The 17250-nt window shown below is 64.2% G+C and carries 18 protein-coding genes; 5 read left to right on the top strand and 13 right to left on the bottom strand.

Features of this window, described 5'->3' with window-relative positions; translation table 11 throughout:
* Positions 1-204: 204 nt before the first annotated feature.
* Genes CAY82_RS23205 through ccmA form a run of 10 tightly spaced genes read right to left on the bottom strand, consistent with a single transcriptional unit; the run spans position 205 to position 7559 of the window.
* Positions 205-624 carry a hypothetical protein gene (locus CAY82_RS23205; RefSeq protein WP_087503239.1) on the bottom strand — a complete coding sequence of 140 codons (420 nt, stop codon included), beginning with the start codon at positions 622-624 and terminating at the stop codon, positions 205-207.
* Between the two features lie 12 nt (positions 625-636).
* Complete coding sequence (gene ccmI, locus CAY82_RS23210) at positions 637-1827, bottom strand: c-type cytochrome biogenesis protein CcmI (RefSeq protein ID WP_087503240.1); 1191 nt, start codon at positions 1825-1827, stop codon at positions 637-639.
* Positions 1820-2308, bottom strand: a complete 489-nt coding sequence (locus tag CAY82_RS23215) for a cytochrome c-type biogenesis protein (RefSeq protein ID WP_087503241.1) — start codon at positions 2306-2308, stop codon at positions 1820-1822. The genes ccmI and CAY82_RS23215 overlap by 8 nt, the downstream gene beginning before the upstream one ends.
* The gene (locus CAY82_RS23220; RefSeq protein ID WP_087503242.1) at positions 2305-2841 is read right to left on the bottom strand and encodes a DsbE family thiol:disulfide interchange protein; all 537 of its coding nucleotides are present in this window, start codon (positions 2839-2841) and stop codon (positions 2305-2307) included. The genes CAY82_RS23215 and CAY82_RS23220 overlap by 4 nt, the downstream gene beginning before the upstream one ends.
* Positions 2838-4811, bottom strand: a complete 1974-nt coding sequence (locus CAY82_RS23225) for a heme lyase CcmF/NrfE family subunit (RefSeq protein ID WP_170931120.1) — start codon at positions 4809-4811, stop codon at positions 2838-2840. Before CAY82_RS23225 ends, CAY82_RS23220 begins: the two co-directional genes overlap by 4 nt.
* Before the next feature lie 11 nt (positions 4812-4822).
* The gene (gene ccmE / locus CAY82_RS23230) at positions 4823-5278 is read right to left on the bottom strand and encodes a cytochrome c maturation protein CcmE (RefSeq protein ID WP_087503244.1); all 456 of its coding nucleotides are present in this window, start codon (positions 5276-5278) and stop codon (positions 4823-4825) included.
* A complete protein-coding gene (ccmD, locus tag CAY82_RS23235; protein WP_087503245.1) occupies positions 5275-5451 on the bottom strand; it encodes a heme exporter protein CcmD in 177 nt (58 codons plus the stop codon). Before ccmD ends, ccmE begins: the two co-directional genes overlap by 4 nt.
* On the bottom strand, positions 5448-6215 hold the full coding sequence (locus tag CAY82_RS23240) for a heme ABC transporter permease (protein ID WP_012273476.1): 768 nt from the start codon (positions 6213-6215) through the stop codon (positions 5448-5450). Before CAY82_RS23240 ends, ccmD begins: the two co-directional genes overlap by 4 nt.
* Positions 6216-6261: 46 nt before the next feature.
* Positions 6262-6930, bottom strand: coding sequence for a heme exporter protein CcmB (ccmB, locus tag CAY82_RS23245; protein WP_012273477.1), 669 nt, complete (start codon positions 6928-6930; stop codon positions 6262-6264).
* Positions 6927-7559 carry a cytochrome c biogenesis heme-transporting ATPase CcmA gene (gene ccmA / locus CAY82_RS23250; protein WP_087503246.1) on the bottom strand — a complete coding sequence of 211 codons (633 nt, stop codon included), beginning with the start codon at positions 7557-7559 and terminating at the stop codon, positions 6927-6929. The genes ccmB and ccmA overlap by 4 nt, the downstream gene beginning before the upstream one ends.
* Positions 7560-7823: 264 nt before the next feature.
* On the opposite strand from ccmA, the gene CAY82_RS23255 reads away from it, so the two are divergent.
* The 3 genes from CAY82_RS23255 to CAY82_RS23265 all read left to right on the top strand — a co-directional run bounded on the left by CAY82_RS23255 (position 7824) and on the right by CAY82_RS23265 (position 10118).
* A complete protein-coding gene (locus CAY82_RS23255) occupies positions 7824-9380 on the top strand; it encodes a flagellar hook-length control protein FliK (RefSeq protein ID WP_087503247.1) in 1557 nt (518 codons plus the stop codon).
* A complete protein-coding gene (locus tag CAY82_RS23260; RefSeq protein WP_087503248.1) occupies positions 9377-9721 on the top strand; it encodes an EscU/YscU/HrcU family type III secretion system export apparatus switch protein in 345 nt (114 codons plus the stop codon). The genes CAY82_RS23255 and CAY82_RS23260 overlap by 4 nt, the downstream gene beginning before the upstream one ends.
* Positions 9722-9797: 76 nt before the next feature.
* On the top strand, positions 9798-10118 hold the full coding sequence (locus CAY82_RS23265) for a helix-turn-helix domain-containing protein (protein WP_256576328.1): 321 nt from the start codon (positions 9798-9800) through the stop codon (positions 10116-10118).
* A gap of 10 nt (positions 10119-10128) precedes the next feature.
* Here CAY82_RS23265 and CAY82_RS23270 read toward each other — a convergent pair whose 3' ends face one another.
* A complete protein-coding gene (locus CAY82_RS23270) occupies positions 10129-10467 on the bottom strand; it encodes a hypothetical protein (protein WP_170931118.1) in 339 nt (112 codons plus the stop codon).
* 229 nt (positions 10468-10696) lie between these two features.
* On the opposite strand from CAY82_RS23270, the gene CAY82_RS23275 reads away from it, so the two are divergent.
* Together CAY82_RS23275 and CAY82_RS23280 are read left to right on the top strand one after the other, a co-directional pair.
* Complete coding sequence (locus CAY82_RS23275) at positions 10697-13450, top strand: DUF6543 domain-containing protein (protein ID WP_087503249.1); 2754 nt, start codon at positions 10697-10699, stop codon at positions 13448-13450.
* Positions 13447-16311, top strand: a complete 2865-nt coding sequence (locus CAY82_RS23280) for a DUF6543 domain-containing protein (RefSeq protein ID WP_087503250.1) — start codon at positions 13447-13449, stop codon at positions 16309-16311. The genes CAY82_RS23275 and CAY82_RS23280 overlap by 4 nt, the downstream gene beginning before the upstream one ends.
* A gap of 57 nt (positions 16312-16368) precedes the next feature.
* Here CAY82_RS23280 and CAY82_RS23285 read toward each other — a convergent pair whose 3' ends face one another.
* Positions 16369-16764 carry a DUF2802 domain-containing protein gene (locus tag CAY82_RS23285; RefSeq protein WP_087503251.1) on the bottom strand — a complete coding sequence of 132 codons (396 nt, stop codon included), beginning with the start codon at positions 16762-16764 and terminating at the stop codon, positions 16369-16371.
* A gap of 1 nt (position 16765) precedes the next feature.
* Entirely contained in the window at positions 16766-17245 is a 480-nt protein-coding gene (locus tag CAY82_RS23290) for a chemotaxis protein CheW (RefSeq protein ID WP_003254393.1), read from the bottom strand.
* Positions 17246-17250: the final 5 nt, after the last annotated feature.

Below are 17250 nucleotides of genomic sequence, written 5' to 3' on the forward strand. Positions count from 1 at the left end.
GTTTGAGACCGGTGAGGCGGCGGTAGCGCCAACCGGGAAATCGCGTCAAGGCAACAAGGCTGACAACCATGGCCTGTCAGGTTCGGCACGTTGCAACAAATGTGGGAGCGGGCTTGTCCCGCGAAGCGCCGCGCGGGCGGCGCTCAATCTCACAGCCAATACAGAACCAAAGGCGAGCCTCCCGCCCCCACCCGCCCCATTCAATTACTGGGCGAACGCTCGCCCCAGACCACCGGGCACACCGCTGCTGTCAGTTTCCTGCCACGGCCCATCCGGGCTCAGCGACCAGCTCCAGCCGTTGTCGAAGCGGTAGTAAGTCCGCTGGCGGTAGAAGGTATTGGGCTTCTTCTCCAGCACATACACCCCCAGCTTCGGGTCCCAATGGCTGGCCCCGCCCGGTGGCGGCGCGAAGCTGGCCGAGGTGCGTGGCATCGGCTTGGGGGTAGCCGCAGGCTTGCTCGGCGCAGGGGCCGGTTGCCTGTCCGGCAAGGGCTTGGCCGCCGGCTCCTGCCGCGGTGGCAGGCGCTCGATCGGTGGTTCGGGCTGCTCGTACGGCTCATGCACCGTACACGCAGACAAACCCAGGGCCAGGGTGATCAGGGTCAGGCGGACGATGCTGTGCATGGCATTGCTCTCTTACGGGTCGGGGCTGTCGATAGTCAGGTGCTGGATGGCCTGAGTGGCGCTGGGTAGTGGCGTACCTTGGCCAATCCACTCGCCATGGGTCGGCTGGCCAGCGCGCGATACACGCGCAACGAGTTGGACTTCGGCAAAGTCCGACAGTTTCATCTGCGGCATCATGGCGTCAGCATCGGACAATTCCACCTCGATCGGCAACTGCGCCACGGTCACCCGTTTGGCCGCCAGCGGCATGGGTGGGCCGTTGCTGGCGCGGGCGAAGATGAACACCGTGTCGTCCGGCTTGACCTTGTCCTTCAACGCCGCCGCCAGCTCCACGCGAACCTTCAGGCGAGCTGCCACAGGCGCCTCAGCCTGCCCTGGCGAGCCGCCCAGACGTTCGGCAGCGCGGTCGATGCCGCCCTGCAGCGCCGCACGCGATGCATCGCCTTCCGGCAACTGCGCCAGCAGGCGTTTCCAGTAGTCGATGGCTTCCTGGTAACGCTCGCCCTCGAAGGCAGCGATACCACGCAGGCCCAGGCTGGTCACTTCGTTGGGGTCGGCCTTGAGCGCCTCGTCAGTCAGCGCCTGCAGCTGCGGGCTCCACTGCTTGTCGGCGGCGAAGTACAGCGCCTGTGCCCACTGGCCGAGCAACTCGGGCTGGCGACCGGCCAAGGCCACGGCGCGTTCGAAGGTACGCGCGGCATCGGCAGGGCGTTGCTCGGCCATGTAGGCGCGGCCCAGGAAGTACATGGCCTCGGCCGAATCCGGCTGGGCCTGCACCACCCGCTCCAGGCGGGTAGTCATTTCTTCCATCGACTTGGGCGCCTCGGCAAACTCCTGGGTCAGTTCCACCTTGTCGGCCGCGCCAAAGTGCAGGTACAGCCCCAATGCCATCAGCGGCACCAGCAGCGCAGCCAGCAACGGCAGGGCTTTGCCCAGGTGCCCCTGGCGCGCGGCCTCGGCACCTTCGGTATCGGCCAGCAGCTCACGGGCGGCCTCGTCACGCCCCTTGGCCATCTGCGCCCCGTCGAGCACGCCAGCAGCCTGCTGGGTAGCCAGTTCGGCGACGCGCTCCTGGTACAAGGCCACGTTCAGGGCAGTGCGGTCTTCTTCCTGCTGGTGGCCACGGCCACGCAGGATCGGGATCAGCAGGAAGCTGAGGGCAGCGAGCAGCAGCAGGCCCGCGCTAAGCCAGAATTCAATCATGGGTCTGTTCTTTTTCCAGCAGTTTGGCGAGACGCTCGCGTTCTTCGGCGGACAACTCATTGGCGCCCTGCACGGCCACACTGCGGCGCCGACGCACGATCAGCGCCAGCACCACGAAACCACCGGCCAGCAAAATCCCCGGGCCGAACCATAGCAGCCAGGTACGCCCGCTGAGGGCCGGCTTGTAGCGCACGAAGTCGCCATAGCGGTCGACCATGAAGTCGACGATCTGCTGGTTGCTCTTGCCCTCGCCGAGCATGCGGAAGATTTCCCGACGCAGGTCGGCAGCAATCGGCGCGTTGGAGTCGGCGATGTCCTGGTTCTGGCACTTGGGGCAGCGCAGCTCCTTGGTCAGTTGCTGGTAGCGCTCACGCTCGGCATCGTCGCGGAACTGATAGGTGTCGATGGCCGCCTTGGCCACGCCTGCCAGGCTCAACCCCATGAAGAGCCCCAGCACGGCAGCTGCCAGCCCCCGCTTCATGGCTTGGCCTCGTCGACCAGGCCCTGGTACAGCGGCGCCAGCTGCTCACGCCAGACCGTGGCATCGACCACGCCCACGTGCTTGTAGCGGATGATGCCCTTGGCATCGATCAGGAAGGTTTCCGGCGCACCATACACGCCCAGGTCCAGGCCCAGGCTGCCCTGCTCGTCACGAATGTCCAGCTGATAAGGGTTGTGGAACTCGGCCAGCCACTTCAGGGCCGCCGCATTGTCGTCCTTGTAGTTGACGCCGTGGATCACCACGCCCTGCCGGGCCAGCTGGTTCAGGTACGGGTGCTCGACCTTGCACGACGGGCACCAGGTGGCCCACACGTTGACCAGTGCCGGGCGGCCCCGCAAGTCGGCCTCGGTCAGGGTACGGTCGCCCTGGGTCGAGGCCAGGGAAAACGCCGGGAACGGCTTGCCGATCATTGCCGAGGGCAGCTCGTCGGGCTTGAGGAACAGCCCCTTGTAGAGGAACACCGCCACCAGCAGGAATACCGCCAGGGGGACTACCATGATCCAACGCTTCATGCAGCTGCTCCAGACACGCCCAGGGCATCACGCACCCGGGTCTTGACCTTGACGCGATAGCGCCGGTCGAGGGCCGCCAGCAACCCGCCCAGGCCGGTCAGCAGACCACCCAGCCAGATCCAGCGGACGTAAGGCTTGATATGCACGCGTACCGCCCACGCGCCGTTCTCCAGCGGCTCGCCGAGGGCGACGTACAGGTCACGGGTGAAGCCGGCGTCGATGCCGGCTTCGGTCATCATCGACTGCTGCACGGTGTACAGGCGCTTCTCCGGGTGCAGGGTGGTCACTTCACGGCCATCGCGGCTGACCACCACGGTGCCCTTGTCGGAGATGAAGTTCGGCCCTTCGAAGTGCCGGGCACCTTGGAACAGGAAGTGGTAACCGCCCAGTTCCACGCTCTCGCCCGGCGCCATGCGCAGGTCGCGTTCGGCGCTGTTGTTACTCGACAGCACCACGCCCAGCGCGCACACCGCCAGGCCCAGGTGCGCCAGCTGCATGCCCCAGTAGCTACGCCCCAGACTGGGCAGGCCCTTGAGCAGGCCTTTGTGGCGGGTCTTGTCGAGAATGTCGCGCAGCCCGGCAAGCACCACCCAGGCGGCCAGGGCGAAGGCGGTCAGGGTCGGCCAGTCGAAGTCGTCGACGATAAAGCCTGCTACCGGCGCAAAGATGGCGCTGCCGAGCAGCACCGGGGTCATCATGCTGGCCAGCCATTTGCCGGGAGTGTCTTTCCAGCGCACCACCACGCCCACGCCCAGCACCACCATCAGCAGTGCCATCAGCGGCAGGAACAAGGCGTCGAAATACGGTGGGCCGACCGACAGCTTGGCCCCGGTGAGCGCATCGAGCACCAGCGGGTACAGGGTGCCGAGCAGAATCATCGAGGCCGCCACTACCAGCACCAGGTTGTTGGCCAGCAGCAGCGTCTCGCGCGACCACAGGGCAAAGCCGACCTGGCTCTTGACCACCGGTGCGCGCAGGGCGAACAGGGTGAGCGAACCACCGACGACGAACAGCAGGAAGATCAGGATGAAAATGCCCCGCGACGGGTCGGCGGCAAACGCGTGCACCGAGGTCAGCACACCGGAACGCACCAGGAAGGTACCCAGCAGGCTCAGCGAGAACGCGGCAATCGCCAGCAGCACGGTCCAGCTTTTGAACACCCCGCGCTTCTCGGTCACCGCCAGCGAGTGGATCAGCGCCGTACCCACCAGCCAAGGCATGAACGAGGCGTTTTCCACCGGGTCCCAGAACCACCAGCCACCCCAGCCCAGCTCATAGTAGGCCCACCACGAGCCCAGGGTAATGCCGACACCGAGGAAGGCCCAGGCCACGATGGTCCAGGGCCGCGACCAGCGCGCCCAGGCGGCGTCCAGGCGGCCACCGAGCAAGGCGGCGATGGCGAAGGCGAAGGCCACCGAGAAACCGACATAGCCCATGTACAGCATCGGCGGGTGGACGATCAGGCCAAAGTCCTGCAATAGCGGGTTGAGGTCACGACCATCGGTCGGTACCTGCGGCAGCAGGCGCTGGAACGGGTTGGAGGTGATGATCAGGAAGCTCAGGAAGCCCACGCTGATCATGCCCATTACCGCCAGCACGCGGGCCAGCATCACCTGCGGCAATTGCCGCGAGAACACCGACACAGCGAAGGTCCAGCCGCCGAGGATCAGCGCCCACAGCAGCAGCGAACCTTCGTGCGCGCCCCACACGGCACTGAACTTGTAGTACCAGGGCAAGGCGCTGTTGGAGTTGCTGGCCACATAGGCGACCGAGAAGTTGTCGGTCATGAAGGCATGGGTCAAACAGGCGAAGGCAAAAGCCAGGAAGGCGAACTGCCCCCAGGCCGCCGGCCGCGCCAGGCTCATCCACAGGCTGTCGCCACGCCAGGCGCCGAGCAGCGGCACGCTGGCCTGCACGGCAGCAAAGCAGATGGCCAGGATCATCGCCAACTGGCCGAGTTCGGGGATCACCAGCGCCGCGTTCATGGTCTGGCCTCCCCGCCGGTGGCGGCCTGGCCGCTTTCCTTCAGGGCCTTGGTGACCTCGGGCGGCATGTACTTCTCGTCGTGCTTGGCCAGTACTTCATCGGCCACCACCGCGCCGTCGGCGTTCAGCTTGCCAAGGGCGACGATGCCCTGCCCTTCGCGGAACAGGTCGGGGAGGATGCCACGGTAGGTAATCGGCACCGACTTGTTGAAGTCTGTGACCACGAAGCGCACGTCCAGCGAATCGGACGAACGCTGCACCGAGCCTTTCTCGACCATGCCGCCGGCGCGGATGCGGGTGTCCAGCGGCGCTTCACCGTTGGCTATCTGGGTCGGTGTATAGAACAGGTTGATGTTCTGCTGTAATGCGCTCAAGGCAAAGCCGACGGCAACCCCGACGCCAACCAGCAGGCCGACGATGAGCAACAGGCGTTTCTTGCGCTGCGGATTCACTGGTTGTTCTCCCGGCGCAAGCGGCGCGCCTCATCTTGCAGGTAGCGACGGCGAGCCACCATGGGTGCGGCGACATTCAGCGCCAGCACCGCCAGGCAGATGCCATAGGCCGTCCACACGTACAGGCCATGGTGGCCCATGGCGAGGAAGTCACCGAAGGTGGCAAAACTCATTGTGCGGCCCTCCGCCCCAGGCTGTTCAATACTTCGTCCTTGACCCAACTGGCGCGCGCCTCGCGCTTGAGCACTTCAAGGCGCATGCGCAGCAACAGCACCGCACCAAAGAAGCAGTAGAAGCCCAGCGCCGTGCACAGCAGCGGCAACCACATTTCTGCGGGCATCGCCGGCTTTTCGGTGAGGGTGAAGGTGGCGCCCTGGTGCAGGGTGTTCCACCACTCCACCGAGTACTTGATGATCGGGATGTTCACCACGCCGACGATCGCCAATACCGCACAGGCTTTGGCTGCACTGTCACGATTACTGATTGCCTGGCCCAGCGCAATAATGCCGAAGTACAGGAACAGCAGGATGAGCATGGACGTCAGCCGGGCATCCCAGACCCACCAGCTACCCCAGGTCGGCTTGCCCCAGATGGCCCCGGTGACCAGCGCCACTGCGGTCATCCAGGCACCGATGGGGGCGGCGCATTGCAAGGCGACGTCGGCCAGTTTCATCTTCCACACCAGCCCCACCACCCCGGCCACTGCCAGCAGCACGTAGCAGGACTGCGCCAGCATCGCAGCCGGCACGTGGATGTAGATGATGCGGAAGCTGTTGCCTTGCTGGTAATCCTGGGGGGCGAAGGCCAGGCCCCAGGTGATGCCGACCAGCAGCAGGAGCACGGCAGCGCCGGCAAGCCACGGCAGCATGCGGCCGCTGATGGCATAGAACCATTTGGGAGAGCCCAGCTTGTGGAACCACGTCCAGCTTATTTTCATCAGGGTACATCCAGGGTATTGGCCGGGCTTGAAAGCCCGGGACTCGTTATTCGCCGACGCTGATCTTCAGGCCGGCCGCTATCGCAAAGGGTGCCAGGGTCACGGCCAGCGCCGTCAGGCTGGCGAGCCAGAGCAGGTGGCCGGTTGCCGGCATATTCTGCAACGCCGCTTGCAACGCACCACTGCCCAGGATCAATACAGGGATATACAACGGCAGAATCAGCAATGCCAGCAGCAAACCGCCGCGTTTCAGACCGACTGTCAGCGCCGCACCCACCGCGCCTAGCAGGCTCAGCACCGGCGTGCCCAACAGCAGGGAACCGAGCAGCACCGGCAGGCAGTGGCTCGGCAGCCCCAGCATCAGCGCCAGCAGCGGCGCCAACAATACCAGCGCCAGCCCGGAAAAGATCCAGTGTGCCAGCACCTTGGCCAGCACCAGCAGCGCCAACGGGTGCGGCGACAGCACCCACTGTTCCAGCGAGCCGTCCTCGAAATCACTGCGGAACAGGCCGTCCAGCGACAACAGCACCGCCAGCAGTGCCGCCACCCAGACCAGACCTGGCGACAAGGTTTGCAACAATTGGCTTTCCGGGCCGACTGCCAGCGGGAACAACGCAACCACGATGGCGAAGAACACCAGCGGGTTGGCCAGCTCGGCCGGGCGGCGGAACAGCAGGCGCGCTTCTCGGCGCAACAACAGGATGAATACGCTCATGCCGCCCATTGCCCCAGGTTCAGTTCACGGTAACCGGAGGGCTTGCGTTCCAGCGTGTGGTGGGTGGTCAGTACTACTGTGCCGCCCTGCTCGCAGTGGGCCGCCAGGTGCGCCTCGAGCTGCGCCACGCCCTGCTTGTCGAGGGCGGTGAAGGGTTCGTCGAGGATCCACAGCGGCGGGCTGGCCAGATACAGCCGGGCCAGGGCCACGCGGCGCTGCTGGCCGGCAGACAGGGTGTGGCAGGGCACGTCTTCGAAACCACGCAGGCCGACGGCCGCCAGTGCCGCCCAGATCGCCTCGCGGCTGGCCGGCTGGTGGAGGGCGCACAACCAGGTGAGGTTCTCCTCGGCGGTGAGCAGGTCCTTGATGCCGGCGGCGTGGCCGATCCACAACAGAATGCTGGCCAGGGCGTGGCGCTGTTCGGCCAGTGGCTTGCCACCCAGCAGGATCTGCCCGGCCGTCGGCTGCATCAGGCCGGCCAGCAGGCGCAGCAGGCTGGTCTTGCCGCTGCCGTTGGGGCCGCTGATCTGCAGCATGTCGCCGGGCCGCAGCTCGAAAGCGAGGTGCTCGAACAGCAGGCGCCAGTCGCGCTCGCAGGCCAGGCCCGCGGCTTGGAGGTGAAGGATCACGGTTTCGCCTTATCTTTGTGGGCTAGAGGTCGGCGTCGTCTGCTTCGCGGGTAAACCCGCTCCCACAGGTTCAACGCAGGGCTTGAAAGCTGCGCAAAACCTTGTGGGAGCGGGTTCACCCGCGAAGCAGGCAACACGGCCCTGAAGCCCTGTATCTCAAGTCGCCCCACTCGCTGCCGTTATACTGGCAACGACGGACGGTCGGCATTATTACACGCGCCGCCGCGCTGCCAAGAGGGCGGGCTCGACAGGTTGTATACAATCATGACTGAAATCAATAGTCTCGGCGCACAAACCGCGCTCAGTCCCCAGGCTATCAAGACGGGCATGACCGGCGAACTGCTGCGCCTGTTGCAACCACAGCCCGGTTTGATGGCCCCCGGCGAAACCGCCCAGGCCGAGGTCATGTCGTTGCGCCAGGTCGGCCAGGACTTCCAGCTGGTGCTGCGGCTGATACAGGCCAACGGCACCCAGACCCAGCTGCAAGCCAGCACCAGCCAGCCCCTGCCCCAGGGCAGCCAGGTCACGGTCAGCCAGACTGAAAGCAATCGCCTGGCGATCATGCTGCAGCAGGCCAGCGCCAGCCAGGTCGCCACCCTCACCCGCCTGGACACCAGCAAGGTGCCGGTCGGTACCCTGCTGCAGGGCAAGGTCCTGACCAACCAGGCGCTGCCCCAGACGCCCGGCCAGCCCGCCGTCTACCGGGCGCTGGTCAGCCTGCTCAACAGTGCCCAGGCCGGCGCTACCCTGAGCGTGGACAGCCCGCGCCCGCTGGCCGTCGGCAGCCTGCTCAGCGCACTGGTGCAAGGCGACCAGTCACTGCGTTTCGTACCGCTCAGCGGCCGCCAGGACCAGCTCAGCATTGCCCAACAGTTGCTGACCCAGCAAAACCGCCAGGCTTCGCTGCCTGGCCTGCTAGACGCCCTGCAACAAGTAGCCCGCGACCCAGGCGCCGATGGCGAACTACGAGCCAGCGCCGAACGCCTGCTGGCCAGCCTGCCGGAAGCCCGGCAACTGGGTGATGCCAAGGCAGTGGCCCAAGCCCTGAACAACAGCGGTGCCTTTCTCGAAGCCAAACTGCTGGGCGGTTTCCCTGCCAGCGTCGCCACCGACCTCAAGGCGCATTTGCTGCGGCTGATCACCGTCGCGCCGGCCAGCATACCCGGGGCGCCCAACTTGGCGCCCGCCAGCCTGGCCGTTACCATGCCGGCCCTGGCCCGCAGCGCGCTGGGCATGCTCGAACGGGTCAGCCCCAAGCCGCAGCCAGGCGCATTCCCGCTGCCGTCACGCCTGCTCAAGGCCATGGAAGACGAAGGCGACCTGCAACAACTGCTGCGCCTGGCCGCCGCTGCGGTTTCGCGCTTGCAAAGCCATGCCATGAGCAGCCTGCAACAGACCGGCACCCTGGAAAACGGCAACCTGCAGACCACCTGGCAAACCGAAATGCCGATCCGTCACGGCCAGGAGTTCATCCCGTTGCAGGTCAAGCTGCAACGCGAGGAAACGCCACAACAGCAGGCCGACCGACAGCAGGGAGCAGCCGACCCGCTGCAAGCCCTGTGGCGTATCGAGCTGGCTTTCGACCTCTCGCCCCTTGGCCCGGTGCAGGTCCAGGCACAATTGAGCCAAGGCCGCCTGGGTGGCCAGCTTTGGGCGGAACGCGAGGCGACAGCCCGGCTGATCGACAGCCAGCTCGGCAACTTGCGCGAACGCCTGTTGGCGCGGGGCCTGGATGTGGGTGATCTGGAATGCCATCCTGGTATCCCGCCACAAGGCCCGCGTACACGGGTAGAACAACGTTGGGTGGATGAGAACGCATGACGCACCAACCTGCACGGCAGGCGATTGCCCTGTTTTACGACGGGGAGCAAGCCCCTACCCTCACCGCCAAGGGCGAGGATGCGCTGGCCGAGGCCATCCTGGCATTGGCCCGCGAGCACGAAGTGCCGATCTACGAAAATGCCGAGCTGGTGCGTCTGCTGGCGCGCCTGGAACTGGGGGACCAGATACCGGAGGCGCTGTACCTGACCATTGCCGAAATCATCGCCTTTGCCTGGCACCTGCGGGGCAAAGTGCCCGCGGGCTTCGATGACGAACCTGCCGCCCCAGGGGCAACCCCACCGCTGCTCGGAAGGCTGCTGCCCGGAGGCGAAGGCGCCTGACCGCCATGGTATTCATGCAAATTGCCCTTTTGCGCCATCTTGGTAACGTGCCGTTCAAGGTCACATCCACCCGTTGGTGCATGCGGCCCAGGACTACATCGATGCACACCTCGGTACCCACTTCAGCTTTGAACAACTGGCCAGCCAGTTCAATGTCAGCTACCGGCACCTGGCGCGGCTGTTCCGCGATAATACCGGTCAAACGCTGCAGAGCTACCTGCGCACCCAACGCATCGACCTGGCCCGTGAGCTTTTGCGCAGCAGCCACCTCAACGCGGAACAGATCGCCGAACGTTGCGGCTACGGCAGCAGCCATGCCTTTCGCCTGGCATGGCGCCAGGAAATGCCGCAACCGCCACTGCAGTTTCGCCATGCTCTCGCCTACGAGGGCGCCTAGATTTCGACTGCTACCGCTCGCTTATCCCAGTCGGGGCGAAGCTTTCGGTGAAGAACTCCACCGCGGCCTGGCGCGAAGTGTCGCGCGCTGCCAGGTCAGGTGCCGAACGCTCCACGCCGCCCTGGCCACGATGCAGGAACGGGGCCTGGTACTCCTGGGCGGCCTCCAGCCCATTGAAACCTTGCTCTGCGCCGGGGTATACCAGCACCTGCGCCCGCGCCTGGTCTTCGCTGGGCAGGTTTGAAACAAGCGACGGGCAGGCACGCGGGTCATCGTCATACTGGTCGTTTTCGCCCACCAACACCAGCCAACGCGCCGGGGCCACCTGCTTTGAAGAGAGGGTGTTCATTGCGTAAATCCCTTGTGCGTACAAGCAGGGACGTTTAAGTGCGACACCGGGTAAGGAGGGAACCTGACAGGAAGCGGAAGGATAGTGACATGCATGACCAAAATGCCATCAGCGCCCGAGGGCCGGGGGGGTGACGAGATCGGCCAGGCCCCGTACCGACATATCTACCACCGCTTTTCCGTACCCCTGCTTCAACCTTGCCGGCTTCGTCTCAGCGCAAGGTACCCTCATGCATTCGACTCGCATCAACGTGATGGGCACGCATTACGTTATAAACCACCTTGGCCATGTGCCTCGCCCCGATCGTGAAGCCAACCGCGCCATCCGCCAATGGCTCGCGCAGCAAGGCCATGACCTGGACCCAAACCAGCTCGACGTCGTTACCCTCCACTACTGCCCTGACGGTGCAGGTGGCCAGCTGGCCGCAATCAGCCAGCGCATCAGCCTGCCCCAGGCACTGCTGGGCAACTGGCAGGGCGAGTCGGCCAGTGACGTGTTCGGCAAGCTGCTGGAAGCACCGTGGGCAGGTACATTACCCGCAGGCCCGCTACGGTTGGTGGAGAGCCTCCCGCAACCCGTCTTCAATCACTACGGGGCTCCCTTCGAAGTATTCAACGGCCTGTTCCGGCGCACTGCCCCGCAACGCTACGACGCTTCCACCCATTTGCCGGTAAGCGCCGAAGCCTTCCAGCAGTTCATCAACCATCTGGATTTCCAGCAGCCTTTCAAGGCGGCGCTGGATGTCTACTGGCGAGACCATCTGCACAGTCACAGGCTGGCGCTGAAGCTCAACTTCATCGCAGCTTGCAATAAACAGGTCAGCGAAGGCAGCCTCAGCGAGCCGGCGCGGCAACTGATCTGGCAGGCGGCTGGGCTGATGCCGAAGCGCAACAGGGTGCGTCGCAGCACATTGAGCATTTACGGCTATGCAGCGACCGACTTGTTGTACCTGAATGACCCCATCACCGACCTGACAGTGCTGTACATACCTGGCAACAGCTCGCCCTTGCTGACGTTCAGCAGCGAACGAGAATTGAAAGCCTGGGTCGGCGAACAATGCAAAGACCCGGCCAGACGCCAGGCCTTGAAACAGCACTTTCGTCTGGCCGATTGCCCGCAAGGTCTCGACTTCAGCGGCCTGGACACCGCCCTGGAGGGCCTGGGCGCCTACCCAGAGCGACATCTGTTACCGCCTGAACATGGTTACTTCAACGACGATGGCACCTGGCCCCCGCAAACCTATGTCAACTATCGGCCTGCCAGATACAACCCCAGGATGAAGGGCGACCTGTTTCAGGCGCTGGCCGAGCGCCAGCGCCAGCGCAGCTACGACGATGCCGCATTTCTGATCACTGCTGACAGCGAGGTTACCAAGGCCAGATGGCGTGGCTACCTCACCACCACGCTCAACCTGCTTGCGCCACTTTGCATGGTGGTGCCGGGCCTGGCCCCTCTGCTGGCCGTTGGCGGCATCGCCCAGTTTAGCCTGGGGCTTGACCAGGCGATCAATGGCAAGTCATTGCAGCAACGCCAGGACGGCATCGACAACATCACATGGGGCCTGTTCAACGCGTTGCCACTGGCGGCAGGCGGGGCCTCGCGGGCCTCGGCGCTATTCGAATTCAAGACCGAGGGCTTCGCTCCACCGACACGGTTGCGTGATCAGCTCGGCTACCCGCTGAGCCCGCTTTCGCCGCCGCGGTTACCCGAACCCGAGGGAGCCCGCTATTTCCATGTCACCGACCCGATCGAGCCCCTGGCGGACAGCGATCAGGCAGTTGCCGACGCAGTCATTCGCACACCGCAGTACGATGGTGAGCCAGACAAGCTCGCAGCCAGCATCGATACCTATAACACCCGCGTCATCTACGACATGGCACGGGACGTCTTCATCCAGGCCGAGGATGTGAACCAGGCCGACCCCGTCGGCTTCGTGGCAGTACTCGGCAGCAGGGACCTGCGACCTGCACCACAAGGGCGTGTGGCAACCAATGCAATGCGCGTCCGGACCCTGCGGGCGCTGGGCGTCGACCTGCCATTACCGCTACAGATACCGGTCAGAGCACCGGGGAGTTGGCCAATACCCAAGCGCATTTCCTGCCTGTGGGTCGGTGACCAGATCATCGGTCAGGAGCTGCTGGCCAACCTGGGCCAGAACGCAGCGCGGCTGCAAGGCAGCGAATACAGCATGCGGTTGTTCCTTTCCAGTACAGCCCGGCAGGCCTATGCCGAAAACCTGGACCTGCTGACCAGTCATGCCCCGGGCTTGCAGGTGCTGCCGCTGGAAGAGCAGGCCTTCTTCCAGAATTTCCGCCAAAGCAGGTACTACGCGCAGTACGACGCTGCCCTGGATGGCAACGGCGGCGTCGCCCGCAACTATGCATCGGCATGCGACGTGCTGCGCTACCCGATGCTGCACCACGAAGGTGGCTTGTACATGGACGTCGATGACACGTTGCTGGCACCAGGCGAATACCCATTGATCATCGACGGGCGACCGGAAGGCGACGCCAGTGAGCCCATCGACCAGGTCGAGTTGAGCACCGACGCCAATGGGCTGCTTCTGGCACCGCCCATGTCCAACGAAAGGATGAGCATGAACTGCCTCTACAACTCCAGCATGATCGGCAGCCACCCAGGCAACCCCACCCTGGAGGCCATTTCCGAAGAAATGTACACGCGCTACCAGCTCAACCGCGAATTCTACGACAGCAAGCCCAGCCTGGCCGACGACCCGGCGAACTTCTATCACTACGCCAAGCGGCTGAGCTACCTCACCGGCCCTGCCCTGCTCAGCGACGTGGTCGATAGGCAACTGCCTAGCCTGCGTCTCCTGCGACAGCTCACCAATCTCTATGGGATACCGCGCATCAACGCCTACCAGTTCGTCGATTTGCCGCGCATGCGCGAGGCGGTGCGTACGCTGCTGCCCCTGAACCGGTTCTCCAAGGTCGGTGGCAACCATTCCTGGAGCCGAACATGACCCAGCGCCAACCCGTGGTCGGCGCAGCCGGCCAAGATTACGTCAAGGCAATGTTGGGTTCCGTGCCACGCCCGGACCGCAATGCCAGTGCCGCCATCCGCGACTGGGCACGCCAGCAGCAACTGGACCTGGAACCCGACAACACACTTGCGGTGACATTGCATTGCAAATTCGTACCCAAGCGGGGTTGGCTGGCCAAGGTCGTCCAACAAATGAGCCTGACCGAAGCACTATTGAGCAATTGGCAGCAAAGCGGCTATTCCAAGGCTGCCGAGCAAATCGCGCAGCTGCTGCTAAAAGGCGGAACGGCAGCCTTCGACCTGCTCGGTTCACTGCCGGACCTGTCCCTGCTACACGGTCGAGCGCGCTGGGCCCAGGAATTCAGTCACGGCCAAGTGACGATCGTCGATGAGTTGCCCGGAAGCGGCCTGGCCCATGACATTGATGTGCACACCGAATTCCATGGCCTTTTCCGCCAGACCGCACCTATGCGCTACGACGCCGGCACTTATGTCCAGGTAGACGCCACGACCTTCCAGGCTTTCATCTGGCAGCTCGACTTCCAGAACGTATTCAAACGCCAGCTCGATGACTTCTGGGCCGGCACCGCCAGCCAGTACAGCGCCAGCGCGTGCATCGCGTTCCTCGCTGCCTGCAACCGGCAAGCTTTGCGGGGCAACCTCAGCGAACATGGACGCAGCCTGGCGTGGCGGGCGGCTGGAGTGGAGCGCTGGCACCACGGCGCAAGCCTCATTGCCAACGGGGTAGACGCCAGGCTGCTTAACATCAATGGTTACCCATCAAGCGACATCCTCTGCCTGAGCGATATCCGCAGTCACCTCACCCTGCTGTATATCCCGGGCAATGCGGCACCGCTGCATGAGTTCGCCAACCCGGGCGCCATGCGTGCGTGGCTTGCAAGGCAATGCCGCGATGCAGCCAAACGGGCTGCCCTGCTTGCGCACTTCAGGGCTTGCGATATTCCGGACAGGATTGGCTGGTCGGGGTTGCGTCGGGTGCTTCGGGGCTTGGCCGATTTCCCGCCCCGCCAGATCATTCGGCCTGCAACCAGTGTGTATCGCCTGGTCAGGGTATGGAACCCGCATACCTTGATCAACTACAAGGCGGACACTTACAGCCCACGCATCGAATACAACCTGTTCGAAGCATTGACGGTGGCCCAACGTCAACGCAGCCAATCCGACGCCGACTTCCTGATCACGCGCGACAGTGAAGTGACCAAGGCCGCATGGCGCAGCTATTTCTACCTGACCATGAACCTGGCCACACCGTTTCTACTGGTGGTTCCCGAACTGGTCCCCCTGGCTGCCGTGGCCGGGGTTGCCCAATTTACAATAGGCCTGGACCAGGCGCTGCACGACAAGCATCCGGACCAACAGCTCGAAGGCGCCGAGCAGGCCGTGTTCGGCCTGCTGAACGCAGCCCCGGGGCTGGCGCGCGGGGTCAAGGCGAGCAAGGCGCTGTTCGGCCGACGCCCTATTGGCTTCATCAAACCGGTGAGGCTCAATGGCCGCATAGGCTACCCGCTGAGCCCGGTGTCGCCGCCACGCTGGCCCGGCCCTGCGATGACACCCTATTTCCAGGACCTCGCAGAGGCAGGTGACCATGTGGTTGCCACCTGGCCCGGCGCCGATTCACACGTTGCCCGCTGCGTAACGCGCCGCAGGGCATTCGGCACGGGTGACGAACTGATCGGCGATGCGGGCAATGGCCCCCACCCACTGTACTACGACGCCCGACAGGACAGTTTCGTGCTCAAATACCCCAACGGCACACGCGGCGCCGAGCACTATGTGGCCAGCACCGACCCGCTGCAGCCCTTGAACAGCCGGCTGCTGCCCGATACGAACCCGTCGCGGGAAATCAGCCCGGCATCGCGCTCGCGTACGCTGCGGGCACTGGGTATTGATCTGCAGTTGCCCGTCGACCTCGACGCCCTGGGGACCGCACCAGGCATCCCCGTCCCCAGGCAGGTATTTCACATCTGGCTGGGTGACAGGACGATCGCCGGTGATTACCTGGCTGCGCTCGACAACAACGTACAGGCACTGCGCAACAGCGATTTCACGCTCAAGCTCTACCTCTCCAACGCAAACCCTCAGGCATTCGAACGCAACATGACCCTGCTGCAGCCCCGCATCGCCGAGGGGCTGAAGGTGGCGGTGCTGGAGCACCAGACCTTCTATCGTCAGTTCGAGGCAAGTGAATACTTCGGCCAGTACCAGGCTGCGCTGGAAGGGAATGGCGGTGTGGCGAGCAACTTCTCCTCGGCCTCCGACATCTTGCGCTACCGCGTCCTGCACAGCGAAGGGGGCATCTACCTGGATATTGATGACCATCTGCTGGTCGAGCCGGACGCAACCGGGCAGCTGCGGGCAAAGATCGATAGCGTACCGCTCACCACGCCCCTCGACGGGCTGCTGCTGAGGAGCCCGGTGTGCAATGCGCAATTGGGCATGTATACCAGCTACAACACCAGCATGATTGGCAGCCGTGCTGGCAATCCGGTACTGAATGCCATTTCCGACGAGATCCTGGCACGCTACCTTACCCCCGAGGGCCAGGCGTTCTACCAGGTCCCCAAACCGCCGCGACAGCATGCGGCGGCATTCCAGGCCTATACCGAAAGGCTCAACACGCTGACCGGGCCTGCGGTGCTCAACCATGTGATCGACCAACGTCTACCTGAGTTGTACACCTTCAGGCAGGTGGCAGACCTGGCAAACATGCACACCCTGAACTACGACGCGCTGCTGGACGAAGCAGCACAACGGCGTGCAGAGCTGCGCTTGCTGCCACTGGAAGAGGTCGCAATGGCGGGGAACGCACAGGGCTACTGACTGCCGAGCGAGCTTGCGCGGCCGCTGCACCAGGTGGCCACCCAATGCTCAGGGCAATCAGTTGCCGCGATGCAGCTTGCTCATCAGCTCAGCCTCGGCCTGGGTGAGGCCACAGCTTTCGGTCAGCTCGGCCACGCTGGCACCCATGCCCACGAGCTTGGCCGCCTGGGTGAAGGTGACGTTGTGCGGGTCGCGTTGCTCCAGCTGCTGGATCTTGTCGGGCAGCGGGGCAACCGCCACGCGCAGGTCATGCAACGCCTCGCCCATGCGCACGGTACCGTTCTGGTAGTCGTCCAGGCGCTTGGCCAGGTCCTTGATGCGCTGGTCACGCAGCGCATCACCCTCTGCCTGCTGCGCAGCCAGCTCGCGCTGGCGCTTGCTGTAGTTCAGGAAAAACCACAGGCTCAACGCCCAGACCAGCGCCAGGAAGATGACAGCAACCTCTAGGATCAACTCAGATGTTCTCCAGCTCGGACCATTCTTCCTCGGTCATCATCTTGTCCAGCTCGACCAGGATCAGCAGCTCGCCGTTCTTGTTGCACACGCCCTGGATGAACTTGGCCGACTCTTCGTTACCCACGTTCGGCGCGGTCTCGATCTCGGACTGGCGCAGGTACACCACCTCGGCCACGCTGTCGACCAGGATACCGACCACCTGCTTGTCGGCCTCGATGATGACGATACGGGTGTTGTCGGTGACTTCGGTCGGCATCAGGCCAAAGCGCTGGCGGGTGTCGATCACGGTCACCACGTTGCCGCGCAGGTTGATGATGCCCAGCACGTAGCTTGGCGCACCCGGCACCGGGGCGATCTCGGTGTAGCGCAACACTTCCTGCACCTGCATCACATTGATGCCGTAGGACTCATTGTCCAGACGGAAGGTAACCCACTGCAGGATCGGATCTTCGGAACCTTGTGCAGACGACTTTTTCATTCCCC

This window comes from Pseudomonas sp. SID14000, from assembly GCF_002165135.1.
Classification (GTDB): Bacteria; Pseudomonadota; Gammaproteobacteria; order Pseudomonadales; family Pseudomonadaceae; genus Aquipseudomonas.